This window comes from Streptomyces sp. NPDC001530, from assembly GCF_042894545.1.
In the GTDB taxonomy this organism is placed as follows: domain Bacteria; phylum Actinomycetota; class Actinomycetes; order Streptomycetales; family Streptomycetaceae; genus Streptomyces.
Genome location: NZ_JBIAVS010000017.1, coordinates 227,307 through 250,303 on the forward strand (window position 1 = coordinate 227,307; position 22,997 = coordinate 250,303).

A 22,997-nucleotide genomic window follows, 5' to 3' on the forward strand; every position below is an offset into this window, starting at 1 on the left:
GCGCCTCAAGGACGTTGAAACGCCGGTGCCGACTCCCCCAAGTGGGCATCGGCACCGGCGTGTTGAGCTCTAAGCGTCTCCGGGCCGCTACGGCCCGGCAGATGTCAGCCTGCGAGGTTGTCCGCCATCTCCTCGGTGAGGTTCGACTCCGTCCCGGGGATGCCGAGGTCCTGCGCCCGCTTGTCGGCCATCGCGAGCAGTCGGCGGATACGGCCGGCCACGGCGTCCTTGGTCAGCGGCGGGTCGGCGAGCGCGCCCAGCTCCTCCAGCGAGGCCTGCTTGTGCTCCATGCGCAGCCGTCCGGCGGCCGCGAGGTGCTCCGGCACCTCGTCCGCGAGGATCTCCAGGGCGCGCTGCACGCGGGCCCCGGCGGCGACGGCGGCGCGAGCCGAGCGGCGCAGGTTGGCGTCGTCGAAGTTGGCGAGACGGTTCGCCGTGGCGCGCACCTCGCGGCGCATCCGCCGCTCCTCCCAGGCCAGCACCGACTCGTGCGCCCCGAGGCGGGTCAGCAGCGCGCCGATCGCGTCTCCGTCCCGTACGACCACACGGTCCACACCCCGCACCTCGCGGGCCTTCGCGGCGATCGACAGCCGACGGGCGGCGCCGACCAGCGCGAGCGCGGCCTCCGGGCCCGGGCAGGTGACCTCAAGGGAGGAGGAGCGACCGGGTTCGGTCAGCGAGCCATGAGCCAGGAAGGCCCCGCGCCAGGCCGCCTCGGCGTCGCAGGTGGCCCCCGAGACCACCTGCGGGGGCAGCCCGCGGATCGGGCGGCCGCGGCCGTCGACGAGCCCGGTCTGGCGGGCCAGCTGGTCGCCGCCCGCGACGACGCGTACGACATAGCGGGAGCCGCGGCGCAGTCCGCCGGGCGCCATCACGATCAGTTCGGAGCTGTGGCCGAAGATCTCCAGGATGTCCCGCTTCAGGCGGCGCGCCGCCATCGCGGTGTCCAGCTCCGCCTCGATCACGATCCGGCCGCTCACCAGGTGAAGGCCGCCGGCGAACCGCAGAATGGCGGAGACCTCCGCCTTTCTGCAGCAGGTCCGGGTGACGGGAAGCCGGGAGATCTCGTCCTTCACCGCTGCCGTCATCGCCATGGGCCGATCCTTCCATGCATCCGAAAAATACGGTCGTACGCGGCGGCCAACAGCTCCGGATCGTGCCGCGGAGATCCGTCGGTCCGGGCCACCGGCGCCAGCTCGACCGCGGCGCCGAACCGCTTGGCGGCGTCGGTGAGTGAGTCGCGGTCGGGCACGGCGGCCTCGTCGGCCAGCACCACGTCCAGGGCGAGTTTAGGGGCGTGTCGTCCCAAAACCTCCAAATGACGCTGCGGGGAGAAGCCTTCGGTTTCTCCGGGCTGCGGGGCGAGGTTCAGCGAGAGTACCCGGCGCGCCTTCGTCTGGATGAGGGCATCGAGCAACTCGGGGACGAGCAGGTGCGGGATCACCGAGGAGAACCAGGAACCGGGGCCGAGGACCACCCAGTCGGCGTCCAGGACCGCCTCGACGGCCTCGGGGACGGCGGGCGGGTCGTGCGGCACGACGTGCACGGACTGCACCTCGCCAGGCGTGAGCGCCACGGTGGCCTGCCCGCGCACCGTGTCCACCTCGTCGGGCCGCTCCGGGTCGTGCCCCTTGACCAGGGCCTGCAGCTCCAGGGGTACGGCGGACATGGGCAGCACACGGCCGTGCGCGCCCAGGAGCTTGCCGACCAGGTCCAGGGCCTGGACATGGTCGCCGAGCTGCTCCCACAGGGCGACGATCAGCAGATTGCCGACCGCGTGCTCGTGCAGGTCGCCCTGGGACTGGAAGCGGTGCTGGATGACGCGGGCCCAGGTCTGGCCCCAGTCGTCGTCGCCGCACAGCGCGGCCAGCGCCTTGCGCAGGTCGCCGGGCGGCAGCACGCCCAGCTCGTCGCGCAGGCGCCCGCTGGAGCCGCCGTCGTCGGCCACGGTGACGACGGCGGTGAGGTCGCCGGTGATCCGGCGCAGGGCGGCGAGCGAGGCGGACAGGCCCATGCCGCCGCCGAGGGCGACGACCTTGGGCTGGGCGCCGCGGCGGCGCGGCTTCCCGCCGCGCGCCTCGGCGGGCCTGCCGCCGCGTCCCTCGGGGGTGATCCGGCGCAGCCTGCTCAGCCGCAGTGCAGCACGTCCGCTCACTCGCGCCCCATGTCCCGGTGCACGACCACGGTCTCCACGCCCTGGGAGACGAGACGGGCGGCGAGCTTCTCGGCGGTGGCGACCGAGCGGTGCTTGCCGCCCGTGCAGCCGACCGCGATGGTCACATAGCGCTTGCCCTCACGCCGGTACCCGGCCGCGATGAGCTGGAGCAGCTCGGCGTAGCGGTCGAGGAACTCCTTGGCGCCGGGCTGGTTGAAGACGTACGCCGAGACCTCCTCGTTCAGGCCGGTGAAGGGGCGCAGCTCCGGGACCCAGTGCGGGTTGGGCAGGAAGCGCATGTCCACGACCAGGTCGGCGTCGACCGGCAGGCCGTACTTGAAGCCGAAGGACATGACGGTGGCCCGCAGCTCGGGCTCCTCCTCTCCGGCGAACTGGGCGTCCATCTTGGCGCGCAGCTCGTGCACGTTCAGGCTCGACGTATCGATCACCAGGTCGGCGTCGCCGCGCAGCTCGCGCAGCAGCTCGCGCTCGGCTTCGATGCCGTCGACGATGCGGCCGTCGCCCTGGAGGGGGTGCGGGCGCCGCACGGACTCGAAGCGGCGCACCAGGGCCTCGTCGGAGGACTCCAGGAAGACGATCCGCCGGGTGACGTGCTTCGACTCCAGGTCGGCGAGGGACTCGCGGAGGTTGTCGAAGAAGCGGCGGCCGCGTACGTCGACGACGACCGCGATCCTGGCCACGTTGCCCTGGGAGCGGGCGCCGAGCTCCACCATGGTGGGGATCAGGGCAGGCGGCAGGTTGTCGACGACGAACCAGCCGAGGTCCTCCAGACACTTGGCGGCTGTCGAGCGGCCCGCTCCGGACATGCCGGAGATGATCACCAGCTCGGGGATGGCCGTGTCGGGGACCCCGGCTGTCTCGATACCCGTACCCACCTGTGCTCCGTCTTCCTGGGGTGCTTCGTGCTCCGGGTGATCTTCGCTTGTTTCCCTGTGCACTTCGTGTGCTGGAAGTGCTTCCTGGCCCTGCGCCGGGCGTTCCTCTTCACGCGCGTCGTTCTCGGTCATCTCTCCTGCCCCCGTCGCTCGTCCGAGGTGCCCGCGGTCACGGGCTCCTCTGCGGAGCCCGCCGTCGTTTCGGGCTCCTCGTCTTCCATGATCTCTCCAGTCGCCGTGTTCACGGCGGGTGCGGCCGGAGCCGCCTGGGCAAAGGCCACGGCGATGGTCTCGGCCGTTTTGCGGCCTATGCCGGGAACCTCGCAGATCTGGTCGATTGTCGCGGATCGCAGCTTTTTCACCGAGCCGAAGTGCTTGATCAGCGCCTGTTTGCGGGTCTCGCCCAGGCCCGGTACGTCGTCCAGCGGGCTCGACCTGAAGCGCTTGGCCCGCTTGGTGCGCTGGTAGGTGATCGCGAAGCGGTGGGCCTCGTCACGGACCCGCTGCAGCAGATAGAGGCCCTCGCTGGTCCGCGGCAGGACCACCGGGTCGTCGTCGTCCGGCAGCCACACCTCCTCCAGGCGCTTGGCGAGCCCGCATACGGCGATGTCGTCGATGCCGAGCTCGTCGAGGGCCTTCTTGGCGGCCGCGACCTGCGGCTGACCGCCGTCGACCACGACGAGCTGCGGGGGGTAGGCGAAGCGCTTGGGACGGCCGTCCTCCTCGGTGAGCCCACCCTCGCCGTCGGCCCACTCCCCCGTCTTCTCCTTCTCGGCGAGGTAGCGCCGGAAGCGGCGGGTGATCACCTCGTGCATGGAGCGGACGTCGTCCTGGCCCTCGAAGCCCTTGATCTGGAAGCGCCGGTACTCGCTCTTGCGCTGGAGCCCGTCCTCGAAGACGACCATCGACGCCACGACGTCGTCGCCCTGGAGGTGCGAGATGTCGTAGCACTCGATCCGCAGGGGGGCGCTGTCCAGGTCGAGGGCCTCGGAGATCTCCTCCAGGGCGCGGGAGCGGGTGGTGAGGTCGGAGGCGCGCTTGGTCTTGTGCAGCGCGAGCGCCTGGAGTGCGTTGCGCTGCACAGTCTCCATGAGGGCCTTCTTGTCGCCGCGCTGCGGGATGCGCAGCGACACGTTCGACCCGCGGCGCTCGGTGAGCCACTCCTGGATGGGCTCCACCGGGTCGGGCAGCGCCGGGACGAGCACTTCCTTGGGGACGGAGTCGCCCCTCTCCTCCCCGTAGAGCTGCTGGAGCGCGTGCTCGACGAGGTCACCGGTGGTGACGGCCTCCACCTTGTCCGTGACCCAGCCGCGCTGGCCACGCACGCGACCGCCGCGCACGTGGAAGATCTGCACGGCCGCTTCGAGCTCGTCCTCCGCGACGGCCATCAGGTCGGCGTCGGTCGCGTCGGCGAGCACGACCGCGTTCTTCTCCATGGCCTTCTTCAGGGCCTCGATGTCGTCGCGCAGGCGGGCCGCCCGCTCGTACTCCATCTCCTCGGCCGCGTCCGTCATCTGCTTTTCCAGGCGGCGGAGGTACGTCCCCGTGCGCCCGGCCATGAAGTCGCAGAACTCCTCGGCCAGTTCACGGTGCTCCTCGGCGGAGACGCGCTCGACGCAGGGTGCGGAGCACTTGCCGATGTAGCCGAGGAGGCAGGGGCGACCGGTGCGGGCCGCGTTCTTGAAGACGCCGGCGGAGCAGGTGCGGACGGGGAAGACGCGCAGCAGCAGGTCCACGGTGTCGCGGATCGCCCACGCGTGCCCGTACGGACCGAAGTAGCGCACGCCCTTCTTCTTGTGGCCGCGCATCACCTGCACGCGCGGGAACTCCTCGTTCATGGTCACCGCGAGGTAGGGATAGCTCTTGTCGTCGCGGTACTTGACGTTGAACCGGGGGTCGAACTCCTTGATCCAGGAGTACTCCAGCTGCAGCGCCTCGACCTCTGTGGACACGACCGTCCACTCCACCGACGCGGCCGTCGTGACCATGGTGCGGGTGCGCGGGTGGAGGTTCGCCAGGTCCTGGAAGTAGCTCGCCAGGCGCTGGCGCAGGCTCTTCGCCTTTCCGACGTAGATCACCCGGCGGTGCTCGTCGCGGAATTTGTACACCCCGGGAGAGTCCGGGATCTGTCCCGGCTTGGGGCGGTAGCTGGAGGGATCGGCCATGTCACACACCCTACTGTCGAGGGCTGACAGCGCGACGACCCTGTGGACAAGGCCCCGGGTCCCGCGTCGGCGCGACTCCGGGAACGTCAGGACGGCCCGGGCGCGGCGGTGGTCGTTGGGCTCCTGCTGGAGGCGCAGTTTGCCCAGGATTCCCCCTGGTCGCCATGGCCGGGCGGAACAGGGGGCGGCTGCTCCCGGCGCCGGGAGGAGGAGTCAGCGGCGGCGTCGGCACAGGGTGCGGGAGGTGCTCGGGGGCGGGCGACGAGGGCGCCGAAACCGGCTGTCGCCGGCCCCTGTCAGGGCCCCTGCGCTTGAGGCGATGACGACGGCGGGGCCTGGACTCTCCGGGTCACGCGGGTGATCGGTCCCCGGTGACTCGGCGCCGTATTCGGCCGCCTCGCCGGACCGTGCGTACGCGGAGCCGGGGAGCTTGTCTGCGTACGCCCTGTGCACGCGCGCACGGTAGGCGGCGAGCGTCGTGCCGCGGGCGCCGATCCCATGCCGGGCGTCCACGACGAGCGGCAGCACACGCGCGTGCCGCTCGGCAGACCAGGCGTCGAGCTGCGGCTCCCTGCAGACCGTGCCGCCCGGCAGCGGACGGGCGCCCAGCGCCGCGTAACGCGTCTCGTCGTCCCCGGAGGCGATGTTCACCACCTGCCAACGGCCACCCTGTCGGCGGTGAAGCATGTTTGAGCATCAGGTGTTGTCGGGGCTTGGTCAACACGCTTCAATGCGGGGGAACTCGGGCCGTGAACGACGGCACACGCGTGTGAACGGACCCCGCGCGCCGACCTGGCGGCCCCGACGACCCGCGCGAACGGCCTGATCAGCCGTAGTGAACATTCACAGAAAGGCCCCCCTGCATGCGGCACGGCACACAGCACGCGGACGTCGCCACGGCGGAATTGGAGACGGCTCTGCGGGGCGGTCCCTTCCATGTCGCCCTGCGCGCCGCGATCGCCGCCCGCGGACTGCCGCTGCAGCGCGTACAGCACCATCTGTCGCGGTACGGGGTCAAGGTCGGCGTGACCAGCCTGAGTTACTGGCAGCAGGGCGCCCGGCGCCCGCAGCGCCCCGAGTCGCTGCGCGCCGTGCGCGCCTTGGAGGAGATCCTCCAGCTCCCGGACGAGTCGCTGATCCGGCTGCTCGCCAAGGCCGACGAGCGCTCCGATCCGCAGCGCCCCGCGGGCCGTTCGTACCGCTCCCTGGTGGAGGCCTCCGGCGTCCTGGAACGGCTCCTGGCCGAGTTGGAGTCACCCCTTGACGGCGGGCTGCACACCATCGGCCACCACGAACGCGTACACATCGGCGCGCACCGCGAGCTGCTGGGCCGCGAGTCGCACCACATAGTGCGCGCCCATAAGGACGGCGTGGACCGCTATGTGGCCATTCACCATGGAGACCCGGGATGCGCTCCGGAGCGGATGGCGGTCCGCGCTCTGGAGAACTGCCGCACGGGGCGGGTGCGCTGGCACCACGACACCGGGGTGCTCGTGGCCGAGCTGCTCTTCGACACACGGCTGCGCGCGGGCGATACGTTCCTGTTCCGCTACGGCTTCGACGACGGCACGGCCGGTGCGTCCAGCGAGTACGTCCGCGGGTTCGGCTTCGCGGGCGGGCAGTACGCCCTCCAGGTGCGGTTCGCCGAGCAGGCGTTGCCCGTGCGCTGCCACCGGTTCACCCAGCACTCGGCAGCGGCTCCGCGCAGCGGCCGTCAGGAACTGACCTTCAGCGGTCGCCACCGCTCGGTGCATCTGGTCGAGCCGCGCGTCCGCTCGGGGATCGTGGGGATCGGGTGGGACTGGGAGTGACCGCTCCCGGGCCCGTGCCCTGCGGGTCGGTCCAGGCGCCCGATTCCGTGTCGCACGGGCGCGTTCAGAGGCCCGTTCCGTGTCGCATGGGCACGTTCAGACGCCCGGTTCCGTGTCGCCCAGGAATGTTCAGACGCCCGGTTTCCCGCCGTGCGGGCCTGTTCAGGCGGCCGGGCCCGCGACGATCTTCCCGTCCTTCGCTTCCACGGACAGCTCCTTCAGCGGCACGGTGGCCGGCGCCTGCACCACCTCGCCGGTCGTGGCGTCGAATTCGCTGCCGTGGCAGGGGCAGATGAGCGTCGTGCCCTGAAGCTTGTTGATGGCGCACCCGGCGTGCGTGCAGATCGAGCTGAAGGCCTTGAGGTCACCGTTCTCGGCGCGGCTGACCACGACGTTCTGGTCCCGGTACAGCTTGGCGGCCCCCTTGGCGAGCTCGCTCTCCGCGCCCAGATCGACTGGCGCGGTCGGCGTCGCGGGCGTCCCGCCGTCGCCGCCGCCCGAGCACGCGGTGAGGGCAAGCCCGGCGACCGGGGTGAGCGCCGCTCCCCGCAGGACGGTACGGCGGCTCGCGGACGGACGGGCGGGCATGGCATCTCCACTGGTCGGGGGCGGTGGCATCGACGATACCGGCACGAATCATTCCGCCCGTGGCGGGGTGGACCGACGCCAAGATCGAAACGAGGCGACTCCAAGATCGCAGCGAGCCGACTCCGCGATGATGGACGTAAGCGTTTACGCAAACGCTTACGCGAACCTTGACGTAAGCGTTTACGTCTGCCGCCGGATGGGATACGTTCCCGTGCGAACAACCAGGTTCCACATGCGAGCAACCAGGTTCCAAGGGAGGGAGCAGCACCATGGCGACGATGGTCGATGTGGCCCAGCGCGCGGGTGTGTCCATCGCGACCGTCTCGCACGTGCTCAATGACACGCGCCCGGTGCTGCCCCAGACGCGCCAGGCCGTCCTCGACGCCATCGACGAGCTCGGTTACACGCCCAACACCCTGGCCCGTTCGCTGGTCACCTCACGGACGCGGTCCATCGGGCTCGCCGTGTCGGCGATCAGCAACCCGTACTTCACGGAGATCCTTCAGGGTGTCGAGGCCAGCGTCCTGAAGCATGGCTACAGCCTGCTGATCGCCGATCCGCACGACGATCCGCAGCACGAGCGGAAGATCGTCCAGCTGCTGCACGAGCGACGCGTCGACGGCATGATCATCGCGCCCTCCGCGGCCCCTGCCGAACTCCTTGGCTACCTCGGGCAGCACAACGTGCCCACCGTGTTCCTGGACCGACTCGTCGACTCCCCCGCCGAGAGTCCCTTCCACTTCGACCAGGTCTGCACCGAAAACACCGAGCCCATGGCGAGACTCGTCACCCACCTCGCCGAACTGGGCCACCGACGCATCGCACTGGTCGCGGGCCTCCCCGGCCTCAGCACCACGACCGAGCGGATCACCGGCTACCGCCACGGCCTGGCGCACGCCGGACTCCCCTACGACGAACGGCTCGTGGCACATGGCAACTCCCAGGCGGAGGCCGCCGAGGAGGCCACCCACGCCCTGCTGTCCCTCGCCGCGCCACCCACCGCGCTCGTCACCGCCAACAACGCCATGACCATCGGCGCGCTGCGGGCCCTGCGCGAGCGGGACCTGTCCGTGCCGGACGACCTGGCGCTGTGCTGCTTCGACGACTTCTCCTGGGCCGACCTGTTCACCCCCCGGCTGACCGCGATCGCCCAGCCCAGCAAGGCGATCGGGGCCCAGGCCGTCCAGCTGCTCCTGGAACGGCTGGCGTCGCCCGACCGTCCGGGCCGTACCGTCCGGCTGCCCTCCGCCTTCGTCCACCGCACCTCGTGCGGCTGCCCCGAGAGCTCCAAGAGCACCGAGAGCCCCGAGAGCCCCGAGAGCCACAGGAAAGGACCCGAGTCGTGATCGTCGTCGCCGGTGAGGCCCTGATCGATCTGGTACCGCAGGGCGCGGGCGCCCTCGTGGGCCTGCTGCCGCGCCTCGGCGGCGGCCCCTACAACACGGCGGTGGCACTCGGCCGCCTCGGCTCCCCCACGGCCTTCTGCTCCCGGATTTCGTACGACGCGTTCGGCGAGGCACTCCTGAGCGGCCTGGGCGACGCGGGCGTCGACGTGTCGTCCGTGCAGCGCGGAACGGAGCCGACGACCCTCGCGGTCGCCTCCATCGGTACGGACGGCTCGGCCGCGTACTCCTTCTACGTCGAGGGCACGGCGGACCGTCTCTTCTCCACACCCGACCAACTCCCCGACGACACAAGGGCGGTGTCCTTCGGCACCTGCTCGCTCGTCCTGGAGCCGGGCGCGAGCGCGTACGAGGAGCTGATGCGGACCGCCGCCGCGCGAGGTGTGTTCACCGCGCTCGACCCGAACATCCGGGCCGGGCTGATCCCCGACGCGGACGCCTATCGGGCCCGCTTCAAGAGCTGGCTGCCGTCGGTGTCGCTCCTCAAGCTCTCGGAGGAGGACGCCGTGTGGCTCGGCGGCACCCCGCGCGAGTGGCTGGCGTCCGGCCCCGCGGCCGTGGTGATCACCCAGGGCGGCGACGGTCTGACGGCCTTCACCCGCGACGGCTCGGTCCATTGCGTACCCGGCGAACCGGTCGACGTCGTGGACACCATCGGCGCCGGCGACACGGTGAACGCGGCACTGCTGCACGGCCTGGCCGCGCGGGACGCCCTGTCACCGGAGGCGATGGCGGCCCTCGGCGCCGACGGCTGGACCGCGCTTCTGCGCTTCGCGGCCCGCGCGGCGGCGATCACCTGCTCACGCGCGGGAGCGGAACCGCCGTACGCCTCCGAACTCGGCGACCTGTGACAGGACCGCTCAGCTGCCGACCGCCCGCAGCGCCCCGGGCTGCCGCCCGTTGAGCCGGTCGAGCGCGACCGCCGTGGCTTCGTCGGCGGGCAGGTGCACGATCATGCGGAGGCCGTCGTCCGGCAGGGCGAGCGTCTCGTACGCCAGGCGCAGCGCGCCGGCCTCGGGGTGGGCGACGTGCTCGGTCCCGGCGCGCCGGGGCATGGCCGGTACGGCGGCGAGCCGGTCGGCGAAGACGGCGCCCGCAGTGACCGTCAACTCGTCGGCCATGGCGGTGACATGGGGATCGTGGATCGACGCCTCGTGCCTGAGGTGGGCGACCTGTTCGTCGGCCACCCGATCCCAGTCGGTGTAGGCGGCACGCGCCCGCTCGTCGGTGAACACGTACCGCAGCATGTTCGGCTGCTGGCCGTCGAGCACACCGAGCGGTCCGGCCAGCCGCCGATATCCGCTGGTGTACGCGAGGATGTCGCCGATCCAGTTGACCAGCACGACGGATGTGGGCTCCAGCCGGTCCAGCATCGCCCGCACGGTCGGGCGCACCGTCCGAGTGGGCTCCACCCCCGAGGAGCAGAACACGGCGCTGTCGCCGGACTCCTTGGCCAGCCGGCGCAGCAGGATCCGCTCCGTCACGGGCAGTCGCAGCGCGTCGGCGAGCACGCCCAGGACCTGGGGTGACGGGTTGCGGTCGCGGCCCTGTTCGAGCCGGGTGAGGTACTCGACGCTGATACCGGCGAGCGTGGCCAGCTCGGCCCGTCGCAGCCCCGGGGTACGGCGGCGGGGGCCGGTCGGCAGCCCCACCTCGACGGGTGTGATCGCTTCACGGCGTGCGCGCAGGAAGGTGCCCAACTCGTTGTCGCTCACTCGTTGAACGTACAGCGCGGACGCCGCCGGATCGTGGCCCTGTCACTACCATCCTCCGCCCGGTCTCCCTCCCGGCCGCCGGGCCGCGCAGGGTGGAGCCATGACTTACGACAACTCCCCGACCACGTATGCCGCTTCTCTGCCGCTCGCCCCTGGCGACTGGGAGCTCGACCCCCTGCATTCGGCCGTCAACTTCACCATCCGCCACCTCGGGATCGCCAAGGTGCGCGGCCGCTTCGCTGACGTGAAGGCCGAACTGTACGTCGGTGAGACGGCCGACGACGTCAAGGTGAGCGCCGAGATCGCTCTTGCCTCTATCGACACCGGGAACCCGGACCGCGACGCCCACACGCGCTCCGCCGAACTCCTCGACGTCGAGAAGCGCCCGACGATGGCCTTCCGCTCGACGCGGGTGTCCGGTGACGGCGAGGACTGGTCGATGGAAGGGGACTTGACCATCGGGGACGTGACTCGGCCGGTGACGCTCGCCGTCGAGTTCGGCGGGGTGGTGGACTCCCCCGTCGACCGTCGCAAGCACGCGGGGTTCGAGGCGGCGGGCGAGATCCGGCGCAGCGACTTCGGTCTGGACTTCGGGACCGGGTTCCTCGGTGATGTTGTCAAGGTTCAGCTGGACATGCAGTTCGTCGAGCCGCAGGGACAGGGCGGCTGACTGTGCAACGGACGGCGCCCCACGGGGAGTTCCCGTGGGGCGCCGTGTTTCTTGGGACTTGTCAGGCCTTGCGCAGTCGCCTGCTCGAGACCTTGAATGCCTGCTCGGCTCAGGCCTTGCGGGCCCGCGTGGTCTTCTTCGCGGGGGTCGCCTTCTTGGTGGCCGTCTTCTTCGTGACCGCTGCGGCCTTCTTGGTGGCCGTGTTGTTGACGGTCTTCGTGGTCGTCTTCTTCGCCGTCGTCCTGGCCGCCACCGTCTTCTTGGCGGCGGTCTGGCTCGCGGCCTTCACGGGGGCCGCGTCGCTGATCCGGTCGGCGCCGAGGATCTCGCGCAGGAACTTGCCGGTGTGGCTGGTCGGCACGCCGGCGACCTGCTCGGGGGTGCCCTCGGCGATCACGAGACCGCCGCCGTTGCCACCCTCGGGCCCCATGTCGACGACCCAGTCCGCGGTCTTGATGACGTCGAGGTTGTGCTCGATGACGATGACCGTGTTGCCCTTGTCGACCAGGCCGGACAGCACCGCGATGAGCTTGCTGATGTCCTCGAAGTGCAGACCGGTGGTCGGCTCGTCGAGCACGTACACCGTGCGGCCCGTGGAACGCTTCTGCAGCTCGCTCGCGAGCTTGACGCGCTGCGCCTCACCGCCGGACAGCGTCGGCGCGGACTGACCGAGCCGGACATAGCCGAGGCCGACGTCGTTCAGCGTCCTGAGGTGGCGGGCGATCGCGGGGACGGCCTCGAAGAAACCGAGCGCCTCCTCGATCGGCATGTCGAGGACCTCGGAGATGGACTTGCCCTTGTAGTGGACCTCCAGGGTCTCCCGGTTGTAGCGCGCCCCGTGGCAGACTTCGCACGGGACGTACACGTCCGGCAGGAAGTTCATCTCGATCTTGATGGTGCCGTCGCCGGAGCAGTTCTCGCAGCGGCCGCCCTTGACATTGAAGGAGAAGCGGCCGGGCTGGTAGCCCCGCACCTTCGCCTCGGTCGTCTCCGCGAACAGCTTGCGGACGTGATCGAAGACTCCGGTGTACGTCGCCGGGTTGGACCGGGGGGTACGGCCGATGGGCGACTGGTCGACGTGCACGACCTTGTCGACGAGATCGTCGCCCTCCACGCGCGTGTGCCGCCCCGGTACGTTCCTCGCGCCGTTCAGTTCGCGGGCCAGGTGCGTGTACAGGATGTCGTTGACCAGGGTCGACTTGCCGGAGCCCGAGACGCCGGTGACGGCCGTGAGGACGCCCAGCGGGAAGGACACGTCGATGTCCTGGAGGTTGTTCTCCCGGGCGCCGTGGACCGTGAGCTTGCGGCTCGGGTCGGCGGGGCGGCGGATGTCCGGGGTCGCGATCTCCCTCTTGCGCGAGAGGTACTGGCCGGTCATCGACTCGGCGTTGGTCAGCAGCTCCTTCAAGGGGCCGCTGTGCACGACCTTGCCGCCGTGCTCGCCCGCGCCGGGGCCGATGTCGACGACCCAGTCGGCGACCTTGATGGTGTCCTCGTCGTGCTCCACGACGATGAGCGTGTTGCCCATGTCGCGCAGCCGGACCAGGGTCTCGATCAGCCGGTGGTTGTCGCGCTGGTGCAGACCGATGGAGGGCTCGTCGAGGACGTACAGGACGCCCACGAGTCCGGAGCCGATCTGGGTGGCCAGGCGGATGCGCTGGGCCTCACCGCCGGAGAGGGTGCCGGCCGCGCGGTTCAGCGACAGGTAGTCGAGGCCGACGTCGACCAGGAAGCGCAGCCGTTCGTTGACCTCCTTCAGGACGCGCTCGGCGATCTTCTTGTCGCGGGCGTTGAGCTTCAGCTCGCCCAGGAAGTCCGCGCAGTCGCTGATGGACATCGCCGAGACCTCGGCGATCGACTTCTCCATGACGGTGACCGCGAGGACGAGCGGCTTCAGACGCGTGCCCTCACAGGTGGGGCAGGGCACCTCGCGCATATAGCCCTCGAAGCGCTCGCGGCTCGCGTCGCTCTCGGCCTCGCTGTGCCGCCGCTTGACGAAGGGGACGGCCCCTTCGAAAGGCGTGGTGTACACACGTTCGCGTCCGTACCGGTTGCGGTAGCGGACCTCGATCTGCGTCTTGTGCCCGTAGAGGAGGGCCTTCCTGGCGCGCTGCGGGAGACCGCCGAAGGGGATGTCGGTCCGGAATCCCAACGCATCGGCGAGAGCGCCGATGAGCCGCCCGAAGTAGTCCTTGGTGTGCCCGTGCGACCAGGGGTGGATGGCGCCCTCGTCGAGGGACTTGTCCTCGTCCGGAACGATCAGCTCGGGGTCGACCTCCATGCGCGTACCGATACCCGTGCACTCGGGGCAGGCGCCGAAGGGCGAGTTGAAGGAGAAGGAGCGGGGCTCCAGCTCCTCGAAGGACAGGTCGTCGTACGGGCAGTACAGGTGCTCCGAGTACATGCGCTCGCGCTCGGGGTCGTCCTCGGGGAGGTCGACGAAGTCGAGCACGACCATGCCGCCGGAGAGGCCGAGGGCGGTCTCCACGGAGTCGGTCAGGCGACGCTTGGCGGAGTCCTTCACCGTGAGGCGGTCGACGACCACCTCGATGGTGTGCTTCTCCTGCTTCTTCAGCACGGGCGGCTCGGTGAGCTGGATCGTCTCGCCGTCGACGCGGGCCCGGCTGTACCCCTTGGTCTGGAGGTCGGCGAAGAGGTCGACGAACTCTCCCTTGCGCTCGCGCACCAGCGGCGACAGGACCTGGAAGCGGCTCCCCTCCGGCAGCTCCAGAACCTTGTCGACGATGGCCTGCGGCGACTGGCGCGTGATGGGGCGGCCGCATTCGGGACAGTGCGGCTTGCCGATGCGCGCGAAGAGCAGGCGCAGGTAGTCGTAGACCTCGGTGATGGTGCCGACCGTCGAGCGCGGGTTGCGCGAGGTCGACTTCTGGTCGATGGAGACCGCCGGGGAGAGGCCCTCGATGAAGTCCACATCCGGCTTGTCCATCTGGCCGAGGAACTGCCGGGCGTACGAGGAGAGCGACTCCACGTAGCGCCGCTGCCCCTCGGCGAAGATCGTGTCGAAAGCCAGCGAGGACTTGCCCGACCCCGACAGGCCCGTAAAGACGATGAGCGAGTCGCGCGGGAGGTCGAGCGAGACATTCTTGAGATTGTGCTCGCGCGCTCCACGGACGATGAGACGGTCGGCCACGCCGGTCCGCACCTTTCTTGAGAGAAGTGACAGGGGCGGGGCCCCCGTCATTTCTCAGACTAGGGGGAGCCACTGACAGCGCCGGTTGGTTTCCCTGGTTCACAACAATCCCGGGCCATCCAGCATGCCCGACGCCGCACTCGAGCCTATAGCACGCACATTCGATTTGCGGGGGTGGTCGACCACCTTCACCCGAACGTGTGGCGGGGCTAGGGTCGGCCTCATGATTGATCATGTGCGCGACCTGGCGTCTGTACGTGACGCGACCGAACGGCTGCTCACCGCAGCCGCCACATTGGACAACGCATCCCTGTCCGAGCCGTCACGGCTTCCCGGCTGGAGCCGCGGCCACGTCCTCGCCCATCTTGCCCGTAACGCGGACGCTCTCGTGAACGTCCTCGAAGGGCGCCCCATGTACGCCTCCGGCGACGCCCGGGACACCGACATCGAGCGGGACGCGCCGCGCCCGCTGGACGTGCAGCTCGCGGACGTGCGCGAAAGCGCGGCCCGCTTCCAGGAGACGGGGGCCGCACCCGCGGACTGGTCCCGCACGGTGGAGCTGCGCAACGGGGTCACCGATTCCGCGGCCCGGGTGCCGTTCCGGCGGTGGATCGAGGTCGAGCTGCACCACGTGGATCTGGGCATCGGGTACGAGCTCGAAGATCTTCCGGAGGAGTTCGTGGAGCGGGAGATCGAGTTCCTCACCGACCGTTTCGCCGGGCATCCCGATGTGCCGCCGACGCGGATCACAGACGGCACGCGCGCGTGGAGCACCGGACGCGACGCGGAGGGCGCCCCGGAGGTCACCGTGACCGGCCCGGCCCCCGCGCTCCTGGGCTGGCTCGCGGGCCGCCGCGACGGCGCCGCTCTTACGGTCGACGGCGGCCTGCTTCCCGCCCTCCCCCCGCTATAGGCTGCCGTCATGACGTACAGCGGAGCGGTGAAGGTCGGCGGCCCTGCCGATGTGCACGAGCTGCAGGACCTGATGATCTCCAAGGTCGCCGTCGGCCCGATGGACAACAACGCCTATCTGCTGCGCTGCCGGGCCACCGACGAGCAGCTCCTGATCGACGCGGCGAACGACGCCTCGACACTGCTCACGCTGATCGGCGACGACGGCATCGCATCCGTCGTGACCACCCATCAGCACGGCGACCACTGGCAGGCACTCGCGGAGGTCGTGGCGGCCACGGGCGCCCGCACCTACGCGGGCCGGGACGACGCCGACGGCATCCCGGTGCCGACCGACGTCCTCGTCGACGACGGCGACACGATCCGGGTGGGGCGCGTGGAACTCACCGCGCGCCACCTGGTGGGGCACACGCCGGGCTCGATCGCCCTCGTCTACGACGACCCGCACGGGCACCCGCATGTGTTCACCGGGGACTGTCTCTTCCCGGGCGGTGTGGGCAACACACGCAAGGACCCGAAGGCGTTCGCCAGCCTGATCCACGACGTCGAGACCAAGATCTTCGACGTGCTGCCGGACGAGACCTGGATCTACCCGGGGCATGGCAACGACACGACGCTGGGCGCGGAGCGACCGCATCTGCCGGAGTGGCACGCGCGCGGGTGGTGAGCCCGGGCCAAGGGCGCGTGTTCGTGAGGCACGCGCCCCGCGCGTTGTTGTGAGCGCACGCCGGGCGTGATGCGTGCACCGGCGTCCCTCGCACCTCCCGTGCGTGCCCCACGCAATGCAGATGCACGCGTCCCGCGCGAAGGGTGAAACACGCGCCCCGTGTGAACCGAGCGCACGCACCGGTGTCACGCGCGCGCTCCCGGCGCAGGCACTGGTGCAGTCCACTGGAAACAGCCCCGCACAGGATGACGGCTCCTGGGCGGAACGGGCCGCCGGCCTTTCGATCCCCGCCCTCGGCCGGCGGCCCCGGCAGACCTTCCTGACGAGCACACGCCCGTGCTTCTCGTCGAGCGTTCACGGGACTGCAACACACGTTCCCACTATGCGGACATTTGACCTTGTGACCTCGACAAACACCATGGCGCACTGTCACTCTCCCGCCATGCATCTCGCCCAACGCGCCCTGCGCCGCACCGCGTCCGCCGCCACCGTCGCCCTGCTCGCCCTCGCCGTGGGCTGTGCTCCGCAGCCGGAGGAGAAGGCGACCGACAAGGCTTCCGGGGCAACCGGGGAGACCTGCGCCGAGGGCAAGTTGAGCACCCAGACCTCCGGAAAGCTGACGATCGCCACCGACGAGCCCGCGTACGAGCCGTGGTTCAAGGACGACAAGCCCGCCAACGGCAAGGGCTTCGAGTCGGCGGTCGCGTACGCCGTGGCCGAGCAACTCGGCTACGCCAAGGGCGACGTCGTCTGGCAGAGCATCCCCTTCAACAAGGCCTTCGCACCCGGCGAGAAGACCTTCGACTTCGACATCAACCAGGTGTCGATCAGTGCCGAGCGCAAGAAGGCCGTGGACTTCTCGTCCGGCTACTACGACGTGCGCCAGGCCGTCATCGCGCTGAAGAGCTCCAAGGCCGCGAAGGCGAAGGGCATCGCGGACCTCAAGGGTCTGAAGCTGGGCGCCCAGGTCGGCACCACCAGCCTGAACTACGTCAACGACGTGGTGAAGCCGACCCAGCAGCCCGCCGCGTACGCGAAGAACGACCAGGCCAAGTCCGCGCTGAAGAACGGCCAGGTCGACGCCATCGTGGTCGACCTGCCGACCGCCTTCTACATCACCGCGGCCGAGGTGACCGACGCGAAGATCGTCGGGCAGTTCGAGAACCAGGGCGGCACGCCCGAGCAGTTCGGGCTCGTCCTCGACAAGGGCAGCGCGCTGACCTCCTGCGTGACGAAGGCCGTCGACACCCTGCGGGAGGACGGCACGCTCGCGAAGATCGAGAAGCAGTGGCTGTCCGAGGCCGTCGACGCTCCGGTGCTCAAGTGACGGTCATGAAGGAGGAGTCGGGAGAGGACTCCGGCGAGGGAGACATGCCCGAGGCGTACGTCCCGTCGCAGCGGCGGATCGAGCGCGAGCGCTACAAGCGTGCCCGCGCCCGCCGCGCGACGGCGATCGCCGCGCTCTCCACCCTTGTCACCGGCGTCGTCCTGTACCTCGTCGTCGTCAACGCGCCCGGCTGGCCGCGCACCAAGGAGACGTTCTTCAACGCGCACTACGCGCGTGAGGCGTTCCCCAAGGTCCTCGAAGGACTCTGGCTCAACGTCCAACTGCTCCTGATATGCGGCGCGGCGGTCCTCGTCCTGGGCATGCTGATCGCCGTCGCCCGCACTCTGCGCGGCCCGGTGTTCTTCCCTCTCCGGGCACTGGCCGCCGCGTACACCGACTTCTTCCGCGGACTTCCGCTGATCATCAACCTGATGATCGTGGTCCTGGGCGTCCCCGCACTGCGGCTGCAGGGCGTCACGGTGGACCCGGTCCTCCTCGGCGGCACGGCGCTGACACTGACGTACTCGGCATACGTCGCCGAGGTGTTCCGCGCCGGCATCGAGTCCATCCACCCCTCCCAGCGCGCCGCGGCCCGCTCACTGGGCCTCACCAACCGGCAGGCCCTGCGCTACGTCGTCCTCCCCCAGGCCGTGCGCCGCCAGGTGCCGCCGCTCCTCAACGACTTGGTGTCCCTGCAGAAGGACACCGGGCTCGTCTCGATCGGCGGCGCGGTCGACGCGGTGCGCGCCGCCGACATCATCGTGGGCCGCAGCCTGAACTACACGCCGTACATCGTCGCGGGACTGGTCTTCGTCGCCCTGACCATCCCGATGACCCGCTTCACGGACTGGGTCACGGCCCGGATGGACCGTCAGCGGGCGCAGGGAGGGACCATATGACCGACGCTCCGGTGCTGCGAATGGAGTCCGTCCGCAAGACCTTCGGTGAATCGGTCGTGCTGCGGGACGTCGATCTGGAGGTCGCCCCGCACACGGTGACCGCACTCATCGGCGCCTCCGGCTCCGGCAAGTCCACGCTGCTGCGCTGCGCGAACCTCCTTGAGGAGATCGACGACGGCGCGATCTGGCTGGACGACGAGGAGATCACCGACCCCCGGGCCGACCAGGACGCGGTACGCCGCCGGATCGGCGTGGTCTTCCAGGCGTACAACCTCTTTCCGCACATGACCGTCCTGGAGAACATCACCCTCGCCCCGCGCCGCGTGCACGGCGTGAACCGCACGGAGGCGGCGGCCCACGCGCGTGAGCTGCTCGAACGGCTCGGGCTCGGCGCCAAGGCGGACGAGTACCCGGACCGGCTGAGCGGCGGCCAGCAGCAACGCGCCGCGATCGTCCGCGCCTTGGCCGTACGCCCCCGGCTGCTCCTCCTCGACGAGATCACCGCCGCCCTCGACCCGGAACTCGTGGGCGAAGTCCTGGGCGTCGTCCGGGACTTGAAGGACGACGGCATGACCATGGTCCTCGCCACGCACGAGATGGGCTTCGCCCGCGAAGTCGCGGACCAGGTCTGCTTCCTGGACGGCGGTGTGGTCCTCGAACGCGGCACGGCCGAGCAGCTCTTCGGGGACCCGCAGCAGGAGCGGACGCAGCGCTTTCTGCGGCGGATCGTGGAGGCGGGTCGGCTCTGACCGTGCTCCGCAGGGGGCGGCGGCTCATCCTCCGGCCAGATCCGCACGGCCTCGGCGGCCGCGGCTCGCAGCGCGGTGGCGTCGATCTCCGTACGGGTTTCGGGCACGCCCTGATCGGGCCATTCGGCCACCAGCTGCACGGGGCCTTCCGGTGGCAACTGTGAGAGGTGCAACTCCACTTGGTAGTGGAATCCACCGCCGCTGCCGCCGTGCAGCTGGGGTGTCGGCCGTGGCGGTCCCTCCGTGGGCGCGGGCCACGGGTGCCCGTCGAGCGTGGTGATCCGCCGTCCGCCGGCGAGCAGCACCCCGAAGCGCAGGGCTCCGGCGCCTGCGCGACTCGAACCGAAGTGGACGGAGTGTGCGGGCACGCCCTGCCGTATGGTCCGCAGGAAGACGCCCAGCCGGAGGGTCACCGAACCGGGCCACACCTGCCAGCCGGTGAGCATGATGCGCGTTTGGGCCGGCGCCGATCTCAACGGTCTGCGGCAGTTGGGCCGGCACGAACCAGTCCGTGGGCGCTAACGACTCGTCCTCGCCCGGCCGGTAGGCGCCTAGTCGGTGCTGCGTCTCCGGCTGCGGCTCGTCCGGCGGGTCGGGCGCGATCAATCCCTCGAAGAAGTTCATGAATTGATCGTGGCACCCGCCACTGACAATCGGACTTCGCGCGTCCGCTCTCTCCTCCGTCAGGCGTCTGCCTGCCCCGCCCCGGCCAGCGTGGCGACCCGCCCCACCGCGAACGCGTACCCCTGCACACCGCAGCCCGCGATGACCCCGTCGGCGCGGAGCGAGACGTACGAGTGGTGTCGGAACTCCTCTCGCTGGTGGATGTTGGAGATGTGGACCTCCACCACGGGAAGGCCGTCACAGGTGTTGAGCGCATCCAGGATCGCGACGGAGGTGTGCGAGTAGGCGGCCGGGTTGATCACGATCCCGGCGTGGTTCAGACGCGCTTCGTGGATCCACTCCACCAGTTCGCCCTCGTGGTTGGACTGCCGGAAGTCCACCGTGCCGCCGTGCGCGGCCGCCGCCTTGGCACAGAGCGCCTCTACGTCCGCGAGCGTGTCGGAGCCGTAGATCTCCGGCTGGCGCTGCCCGAGGAGGTTCAGGTTCGGTCCGTTGAGGATCATGATCGGGGCGTTGGCGAGGGTGCGGGGCACGGTTCCTCCGGTCCTTCAGGTCTGCCGGCCCGTTGAGGACCGCTGCTCAGACCCGGTTTATCACGGTGCACCGAAGAGGTGACGGCCCGTACCCTCCCGTCATGACGACGCCCTCGTACCCTCCCAAGCCCTCGCCCGGCGACCGGATAGCCGTGATCTCGCCGTCCGGGGGACTGCCGGGACTGCTCCCGCTGCCGTACGAGCTGGGTCTGGAACGCCTGCGCAAGGAGTACGGCCTCGAACCGGTCGAGTACCCGGCCACCCGGAAGATGGGCTCGACCCCGCAGGAGCGGGCGGACGACATCCACGCCGCGTTCGCCGACACGACGGTCAAGGCGGTCATCGCGTCGATCGGCGGCGACGACCAGATCACCGTGTTGCCGCTGCTGGACCGGGAGTTGATCCGCGCGAACCCGAAGCCGTTCTTCGGGTACAGCGACAACACGAATCTGCTGGCGTACCTGTGGAACGCCGGAATCGTCGGCTACCACGGCGGAACGGTGATGTGCGAGTTCGGCCGCCCCGGCGCCATGGATCCGCTGACCGCCGAGTCGCTGCGGGCCGCACTGTTCACGTCCGGGCCGTACGAACTGCGCCCCGCCGACCGTTTCCGTGACATCGACCGGCCCTGGGACGCGACGGACACATTCACCTCCGCACCGCAGACCGAACCGGGCGGCGGCTGGACCTGGCCCCGCCCGGACCGTGTGGTCGAGGGCCGCTCCTGGGGCGGCAACATCGAGATTCTGTCCTGGCTGCTGATGGCCGACCGTGAGATCGCCCGTGATCCTTCCGTGTACGACGGGCATGTGCTGTTCCTGGAGACCTCGGAGGACATGCCGAAGGCCAACGACGTCTTCTGGATCCTGCGCAGCATGGGCGAGCGCGGTCTGCTGCGACGTTTCTCCGCGCTCCTGATGGGCCGTCCGAAGGCGTGGTCGTTCGAGCAGCCCAATGACGCGGGCGCCAGGGCCCGTTACGCGCGGGAGCAGCACGAGGCGGTGCTCCGGGCCGTCGACATATATGCCCCAGACATGATGGTCGTCCTCGATGTAGATCTCGGTCACACCGATCCGCAAATCGTCATCCCCTATGGAGGCACGATCCGCGTCGACGGCCCTGCCCGGCGCATCACGGTCACCTACTGACGCGGCCCTCACCTCCGCGCGCCCCCGTAACCGTCGGTCACCGTGGGTAGTTGATGCGGCATGCACGACGTACGCACCGTAAGGGCACCCTCCATGCTCCGGCTCGCGGCCGCCTCGCTCGCCGGGACGGCCATCGAGTTCTACGACTTCTTCGTCTACGGGACCGCGGCCGCGCTGGTCCTCGGCCCCCTGTTCTTCCCGACGTTCTCACCGCTGGCGGGGACGCTGGCGGCCTTCGCGACGTTCGGCGTCGGGTTCGTCGCACGCCCTCTCGGCTCGGTGCTGTTCGGGCACATCGGGGACCGGCGCGGGCGGCGGCCCGTCCTGGTCGCCTCGCTGCTGCTGACCGGCGCGGCGACCGTCGCCGTCGGCTGCGTACCGACGTACGACCGCATCGGTGTGGCCGCTCCCGTGCTCCTTCTTGTGCTGCGTTTTCTGCAAGGGCTCGGGCTCGGCGGGGAGTGGGGCGGGGCGGTGCTGCTGACCGCCGAGCACGCGCCCGCCGAGCGGCGCGGGCTGTGGTCGAGCTTCCCGCAGATCGGGCCTTCACTCGGGTTCGTACTGGCCAACGGCGTGATGCTGGTGCTGTCGGCGACGCTGTCCGACGCGCAGTTCGCGGCGTGGGGGTGGCGGGTGCCGTTCTGGGCGGCGGGCGTTCTCGCGGTGGCGGGGCTGTGGCTGCGCAGCTCGCTCGCGGAGAGCCCGCGCTTTCTGGAAATGCGGGAGCACGCGCGCGTGCCGCTGGCCGAGGTGGTGCGCGACCACTGGCAGCTCGTGCTGCTGACGGCCGGCGGACTCGCGGTCGGATACGCCGTGTTCTATGCGGTGACAACCTGGGCGCTCGCCTATGGCGTCGAACGGCTCGGTGTGAGCCGTACCGTCATGCTGACCTGCATCATGGCCGCCGTGGTGGTGAAGGGCGCCCTGACGCCTCTGGTGGCCCTGCTCGGCGACCGCTTCGGGCGGCGGCCGCTGTGTCTGGCGGGCTGTGCGGGCGCCGCGCTGTGGATGTTCCCGATGATCGCGCTGCTGTCGACCGGCGAACCCCTGCTGATGTTCCTCGGTTTCCTGGTGGCGCTGCTCGCGTTCATCACGATGTTCGCGGTGATCGCCGCGTATCTGCCGGAGTTGTACAAGCCCCGGGTGCGCTGCACGGGAGCGGCGGTCGGCTACAACCTGGGCGGGGTGATCGGCGGCGCGCTCACGCCGATCGTGGCGACCGCGGTGGCGAGCGGAGAGCGCGTCCCGTGGGGCGTGGCCGCGTATCTGACCGGGATCGCGCTGCTCAGCCTGGTGTGCTTCGCGCTGCTGCCGGAGACCCGGCCGGTGCCGCGACTGGCGGTCGTCCAGGCGACGGAATGACGCACCGTGCCGTCGCACCGCCGCGGTCAGGGGTTGATCGCCAGTTCCAGACAGGCGGCGAACAGCACCCGGTGGACGCCTCCCTGGAGCGGGGTGGGGCGGGCGGGGGGCGCGCCCCCCCCCCCGCCCCCCGCCCCCCCCCCCCCAACCCCCCCCGGGGGGGGCCCCCCCCCGCCGCCGGGCGCCCGGCCCCCCCCCAAGCCCGCCCCCACGGAGCGCGGG

Annotated in this window: 20 protein-coding genes; 11 read left to right on the forward strand and 9 right to left on the reverse strand. The window is 70.3% G+C overall.

What is annotated here, in order from left to right:
- Window positions 1–104: 104 nt before the first annotated feature.
- From whiA to ACFY0T_RS33065, 5 genes are all read right to left on the reverse strand, one after another.
- Window positions 105–1,094, reverse strand: coding sequence for a DNA-binding protein WhiA (whiA, locus tag ACFY0T_RS33045; RefSeq protein ID WP_010987695.1), 990 nt, complete (start codon window positions 1,092–1,094; stop codon window positions 105–107).
- The gene (gene yvcK, locus ACFY0T_RS33050) at window positions 1,085–2,155 is read right to left on the reverse strand and encodes a uridine diphosphate-N-acetylglucosamine-binding protein YvcK (protein WP_388878788.1); all 1,071 of its coding nucleotides are present in this window, start codon (window positions 2,153–2,155) and stop codon (window positions 1,085–1,087) included. The genes whiA and yvcK overlap by 10 nt, the downstream gene beginning before the upstream one ends.
- Complete coding sequence (gene rapZ, locus ACFY0T_RS33055) at window positions 2,152–3,183, reverse strand: RNase adapter RapZ (protein WP_388878791.1); 1,032 nt, start codon at window positions 3,181–3,183, stop codon at window positions 2,152–2,154. The genes yvcK and rapZ overlap by 4 nt, the downstream gene beginning before the upstream one ends.
- Window positions 3,180–5,216 (reverse strand): excinuclease ABC subunit UvrC, encoded by a 2,037-nt coding sequence (uvrC, locus tag ACFY0T_RS33060; protein ID WP_388878793.1) that lies wholly within the window; start codon window positions 5,214–5,216, stop codon window positions 3,180–3,182. The genes rapZ and uvrC overlap by 4 nt, the downstream gene beginning before the upstream one ends.
- A gap of 213 nt (window positions 5,217–5,429) precedes the next feature.
- Entirely contained in the window at window positions 5,430–5,870 is a 441-nt protein-coding gene (locus ACFY0T_RS33065; protein WP_388878796.1) for a hypothetical protein, read from the reverse strand.
- Between the two features lie 209 nt (window positions 5,871–6,079).
- Here ACFY0T_RS33065 and ACFY0T_RS33070 point away from each other — a divergent pair, with 209 nt between their 5' ends.
- Entirely contained in the window at window positions 6,080–7,027 is a 948-nt protein-coding gene (locus tag ACFY0T_RS33070; protein ID WP_388878799.1) for a hypothetical protein, read from the forward strand.
- Between the two features lie 162 nt (window positions 7,028–7,189).
- On the opposite strand, the gene ACFY0T_RS33075 is transcribed toward ACFY0T_RS33070, so the two are convergent.
- Window positions 7,190–7,615, reverse strand: coding sequence for a Rieske (2Fe-2S) protein (locus ACFY0T_RS33075; RefSeq protein ID WP_388878803.1), 426 nt, complete (start codon window positions 7,613–7,615; stop codon window positions 7,190–7,192).
- Window positions 7,616–7,884: 269 nt separating this feature from the next.
- Between ACFY0T_RS33075 and ACFY0T_RS33080 the strand changes: the two genes are divergently transcribed.
- Both ACFY0T_RS33080 and ACFY0T_RS33085 read left to right on the forward strand, forming a co-directional pair.
- Window positions 7,885–8,961 carry a LacI family DNA-binding transcriptional regulator gene (locus ACFY0T_RS33080; RefSeq protein ID WP_388878805.1) on the forward strand — a complete coding sequence of 359 codons (1,077 nt, stop codon included), beginning with the start codon at window positions 7,885–7,887 and terminating at the stop codon, window positions 8,959–8,961.
- The gene (locus tag ACFY0T_RS33085; protein WP_388878808.1) at window positions 8,958–9,869 is read left to right on the forward strand and encodes a carbohydrate kinase; all 912 of its coding nucleotides are present in this window, start codon (window positions 8,958–8,960) and stop codon (window positions 9,867–9,869) included. Before ACFY0T_RS33080 ends, ACFY0T_RS33085 begins: the two co-directional genes overlap by 4 nt.
- Before the next feature lie 9 nt (window positions 9,870–9,878).
- Here ACFY0T_RS33085 and ACFY0T_RS33090 read toward each other — a convergent pair whose 3' ends face one another.
- Window positions 9,879–10,733 carry a helix-turn-helix domain-containing protein gene (locus ACFY0T_RS33090; protein ID WP_388878811.1) on the reverse strand — a complete coding sequence of 285 codons (855 nt, stop codon included), beginning with the start codon at window positions 10,731–10,733 and terminating at the stop codon, window positions 9,879–9,881.
- Between the two features lie 100 nt (window positions 10,734–10,833).
- Between ACFY0T_RS33090 and ACFY0T_RS33095 the strand changes: the two genes are divergently transcribed.
- Entirely contained in the window at window positions 10,834–11,403 is a 570-nt protein-coding gene (locus tag ACFY0T_RS33095; protein WP_388878814.1) for a YceI family protein, read from the forward strand.
- Window positions 11,404–11,512: 109 nt separating this feature from the next.
- On the opposite strand, the gene uvrA is transcribed toward ACFY0T_RS33095, so the two are convergent.
- On the reverse strand, window positions 11,513–14,554 hold the full coding sequence (uvrA, locus tag ACFY0T_RS33100) for an excinuclease ABC subunit UvrA (RefSeq protein ID WP_388878816.1): 3,042 nt from the start codon (window positions 14,552–14,554) through the stop codon (window positions 11,513–11,515).
- Window positions 14,555–14,777: 223 nt separating this feature from the next.
- Here uvrA and ACFY0T_RS33105 point away from each other — a divergent pair, with 223 nt between their 5' ends.
- The 5 genes from ACFY0T_RS33105 to ACFY0T_RS33125 all read left to right on the forward strand — a co-directional run bounded on the left by ACFY0T_RS33105 (window position 14,778) and on the right by ACFY0T_RS33125 (window position 19,108).
- Window positions 14,778–15,467 (forward strand): maleylpyruvate isomerase family mycothiol-dependent enzyme, encoded by a 690-nt coding sequence (locus ACFY0T_RS33105; protein ID WP_388878819.1) that lies wholly within the window; start codon window positions 14,778–14,780, stop codon window positions 15,465–15,467.
- 9 nt (window positions 15,468–15,476) lie between these two features.
- Window positions 15,477–16,133, forward strand: a complete 657-nt coding sequence (locus ACFY0T_RS33110; RefSeq protein ID WP_388878822.1) for an MBL fold metallo-hydrolase — start codon at window positions 15,477–15,479, stop codon at window positions 16,131–16,133.
- 442 nt (window positions 16,134–16,575) lie between these two features.
- Window positions 16,576–17,460: an ABC transporter substrate-binding protein gene (locus tag ACFY0T_RS33115; RefSeq protein ID WP_388878825.1), complete on the forward strand. Its 885-nt coding sequence runs from the start codon at window positions 16,576–16,578 to the stop codon at window positions 17,458–17,460.
- The gene (locus ACFY0T_RS33120) at window positions 17,457–18,359 is read left to right on the forward strand and encodes an amino acid ABC transporter permease (protein ID WP_388878827.1); all 903 of its coding nucleotides are present in this window, start codon (window positions 17,457–17,459) and stop codon (window positions 18,357–18,359) included. Before ACFY0T_RS33115 ends, ACFY0T_RS33120 begins: the two co-directional genes overlap by 4 nt.
- Window positions 18,356–19,108 carry an amino acid ABC transporter ATP-binding protein gene (locus ACFY0T_RS33125; RefSeq protein WP_388878830.1) on the forward strand — a complete coding sequence of 251 codons (753 nt, stop codon included), beginning with the start codon at window positions 18,356–18,358 and terminating at the stop codon, window positions 19,106–19,108. The genes ACFY0T_RS33120 and ACFY0T_RS33125 overlap by 4 nt, the downstream gene beginning before the upstream one ends.
- 683 nt (window positions 19,109–19,791) lie before the next feature.
- Here ACFY0T_RS33125 and aroQ read toward each other — a convergent pair.
- Entirely contained in the window at window positions 19,792–20,265 is a 474-nt protein-coding gene (gene aroQ / locus ACFY0T_RS33130; protein ID WP_388878833.1) for a type II 3-dehydroquinate dehydratase, read from the reverse strand.
- A 101-nt stretch (window positions 20,266–20,366) separates the two neighbouring features.
- On the opposite strand from aroQ, the gene ACFY0T_RS33135 reads away from it, so the two are divergent.
- Entirely contained in the window at window positions 20,367–21,413 is a 1,047-nt protein-coding gene (locus ACFY0T_RS33135; protein WP_388878836.1) for a S66 peptidase family protein, read from the forward strand.
- 60 nt (window positions 21,414–21,473) lie between these two features.
- On the forward strand, window positions 21,474–22,775 hold the full coding sequence (locus ACFY0T_RS33140; RefSeq protein WP_388878839.1) for an MFS transporter: 1,302 nt from the start codon (window positions 21,474–21,476) through the stop codon (window positions 22,773–22,775).
- Window positions 22,776–22,997: the final 222 nt, after the last annotated feature.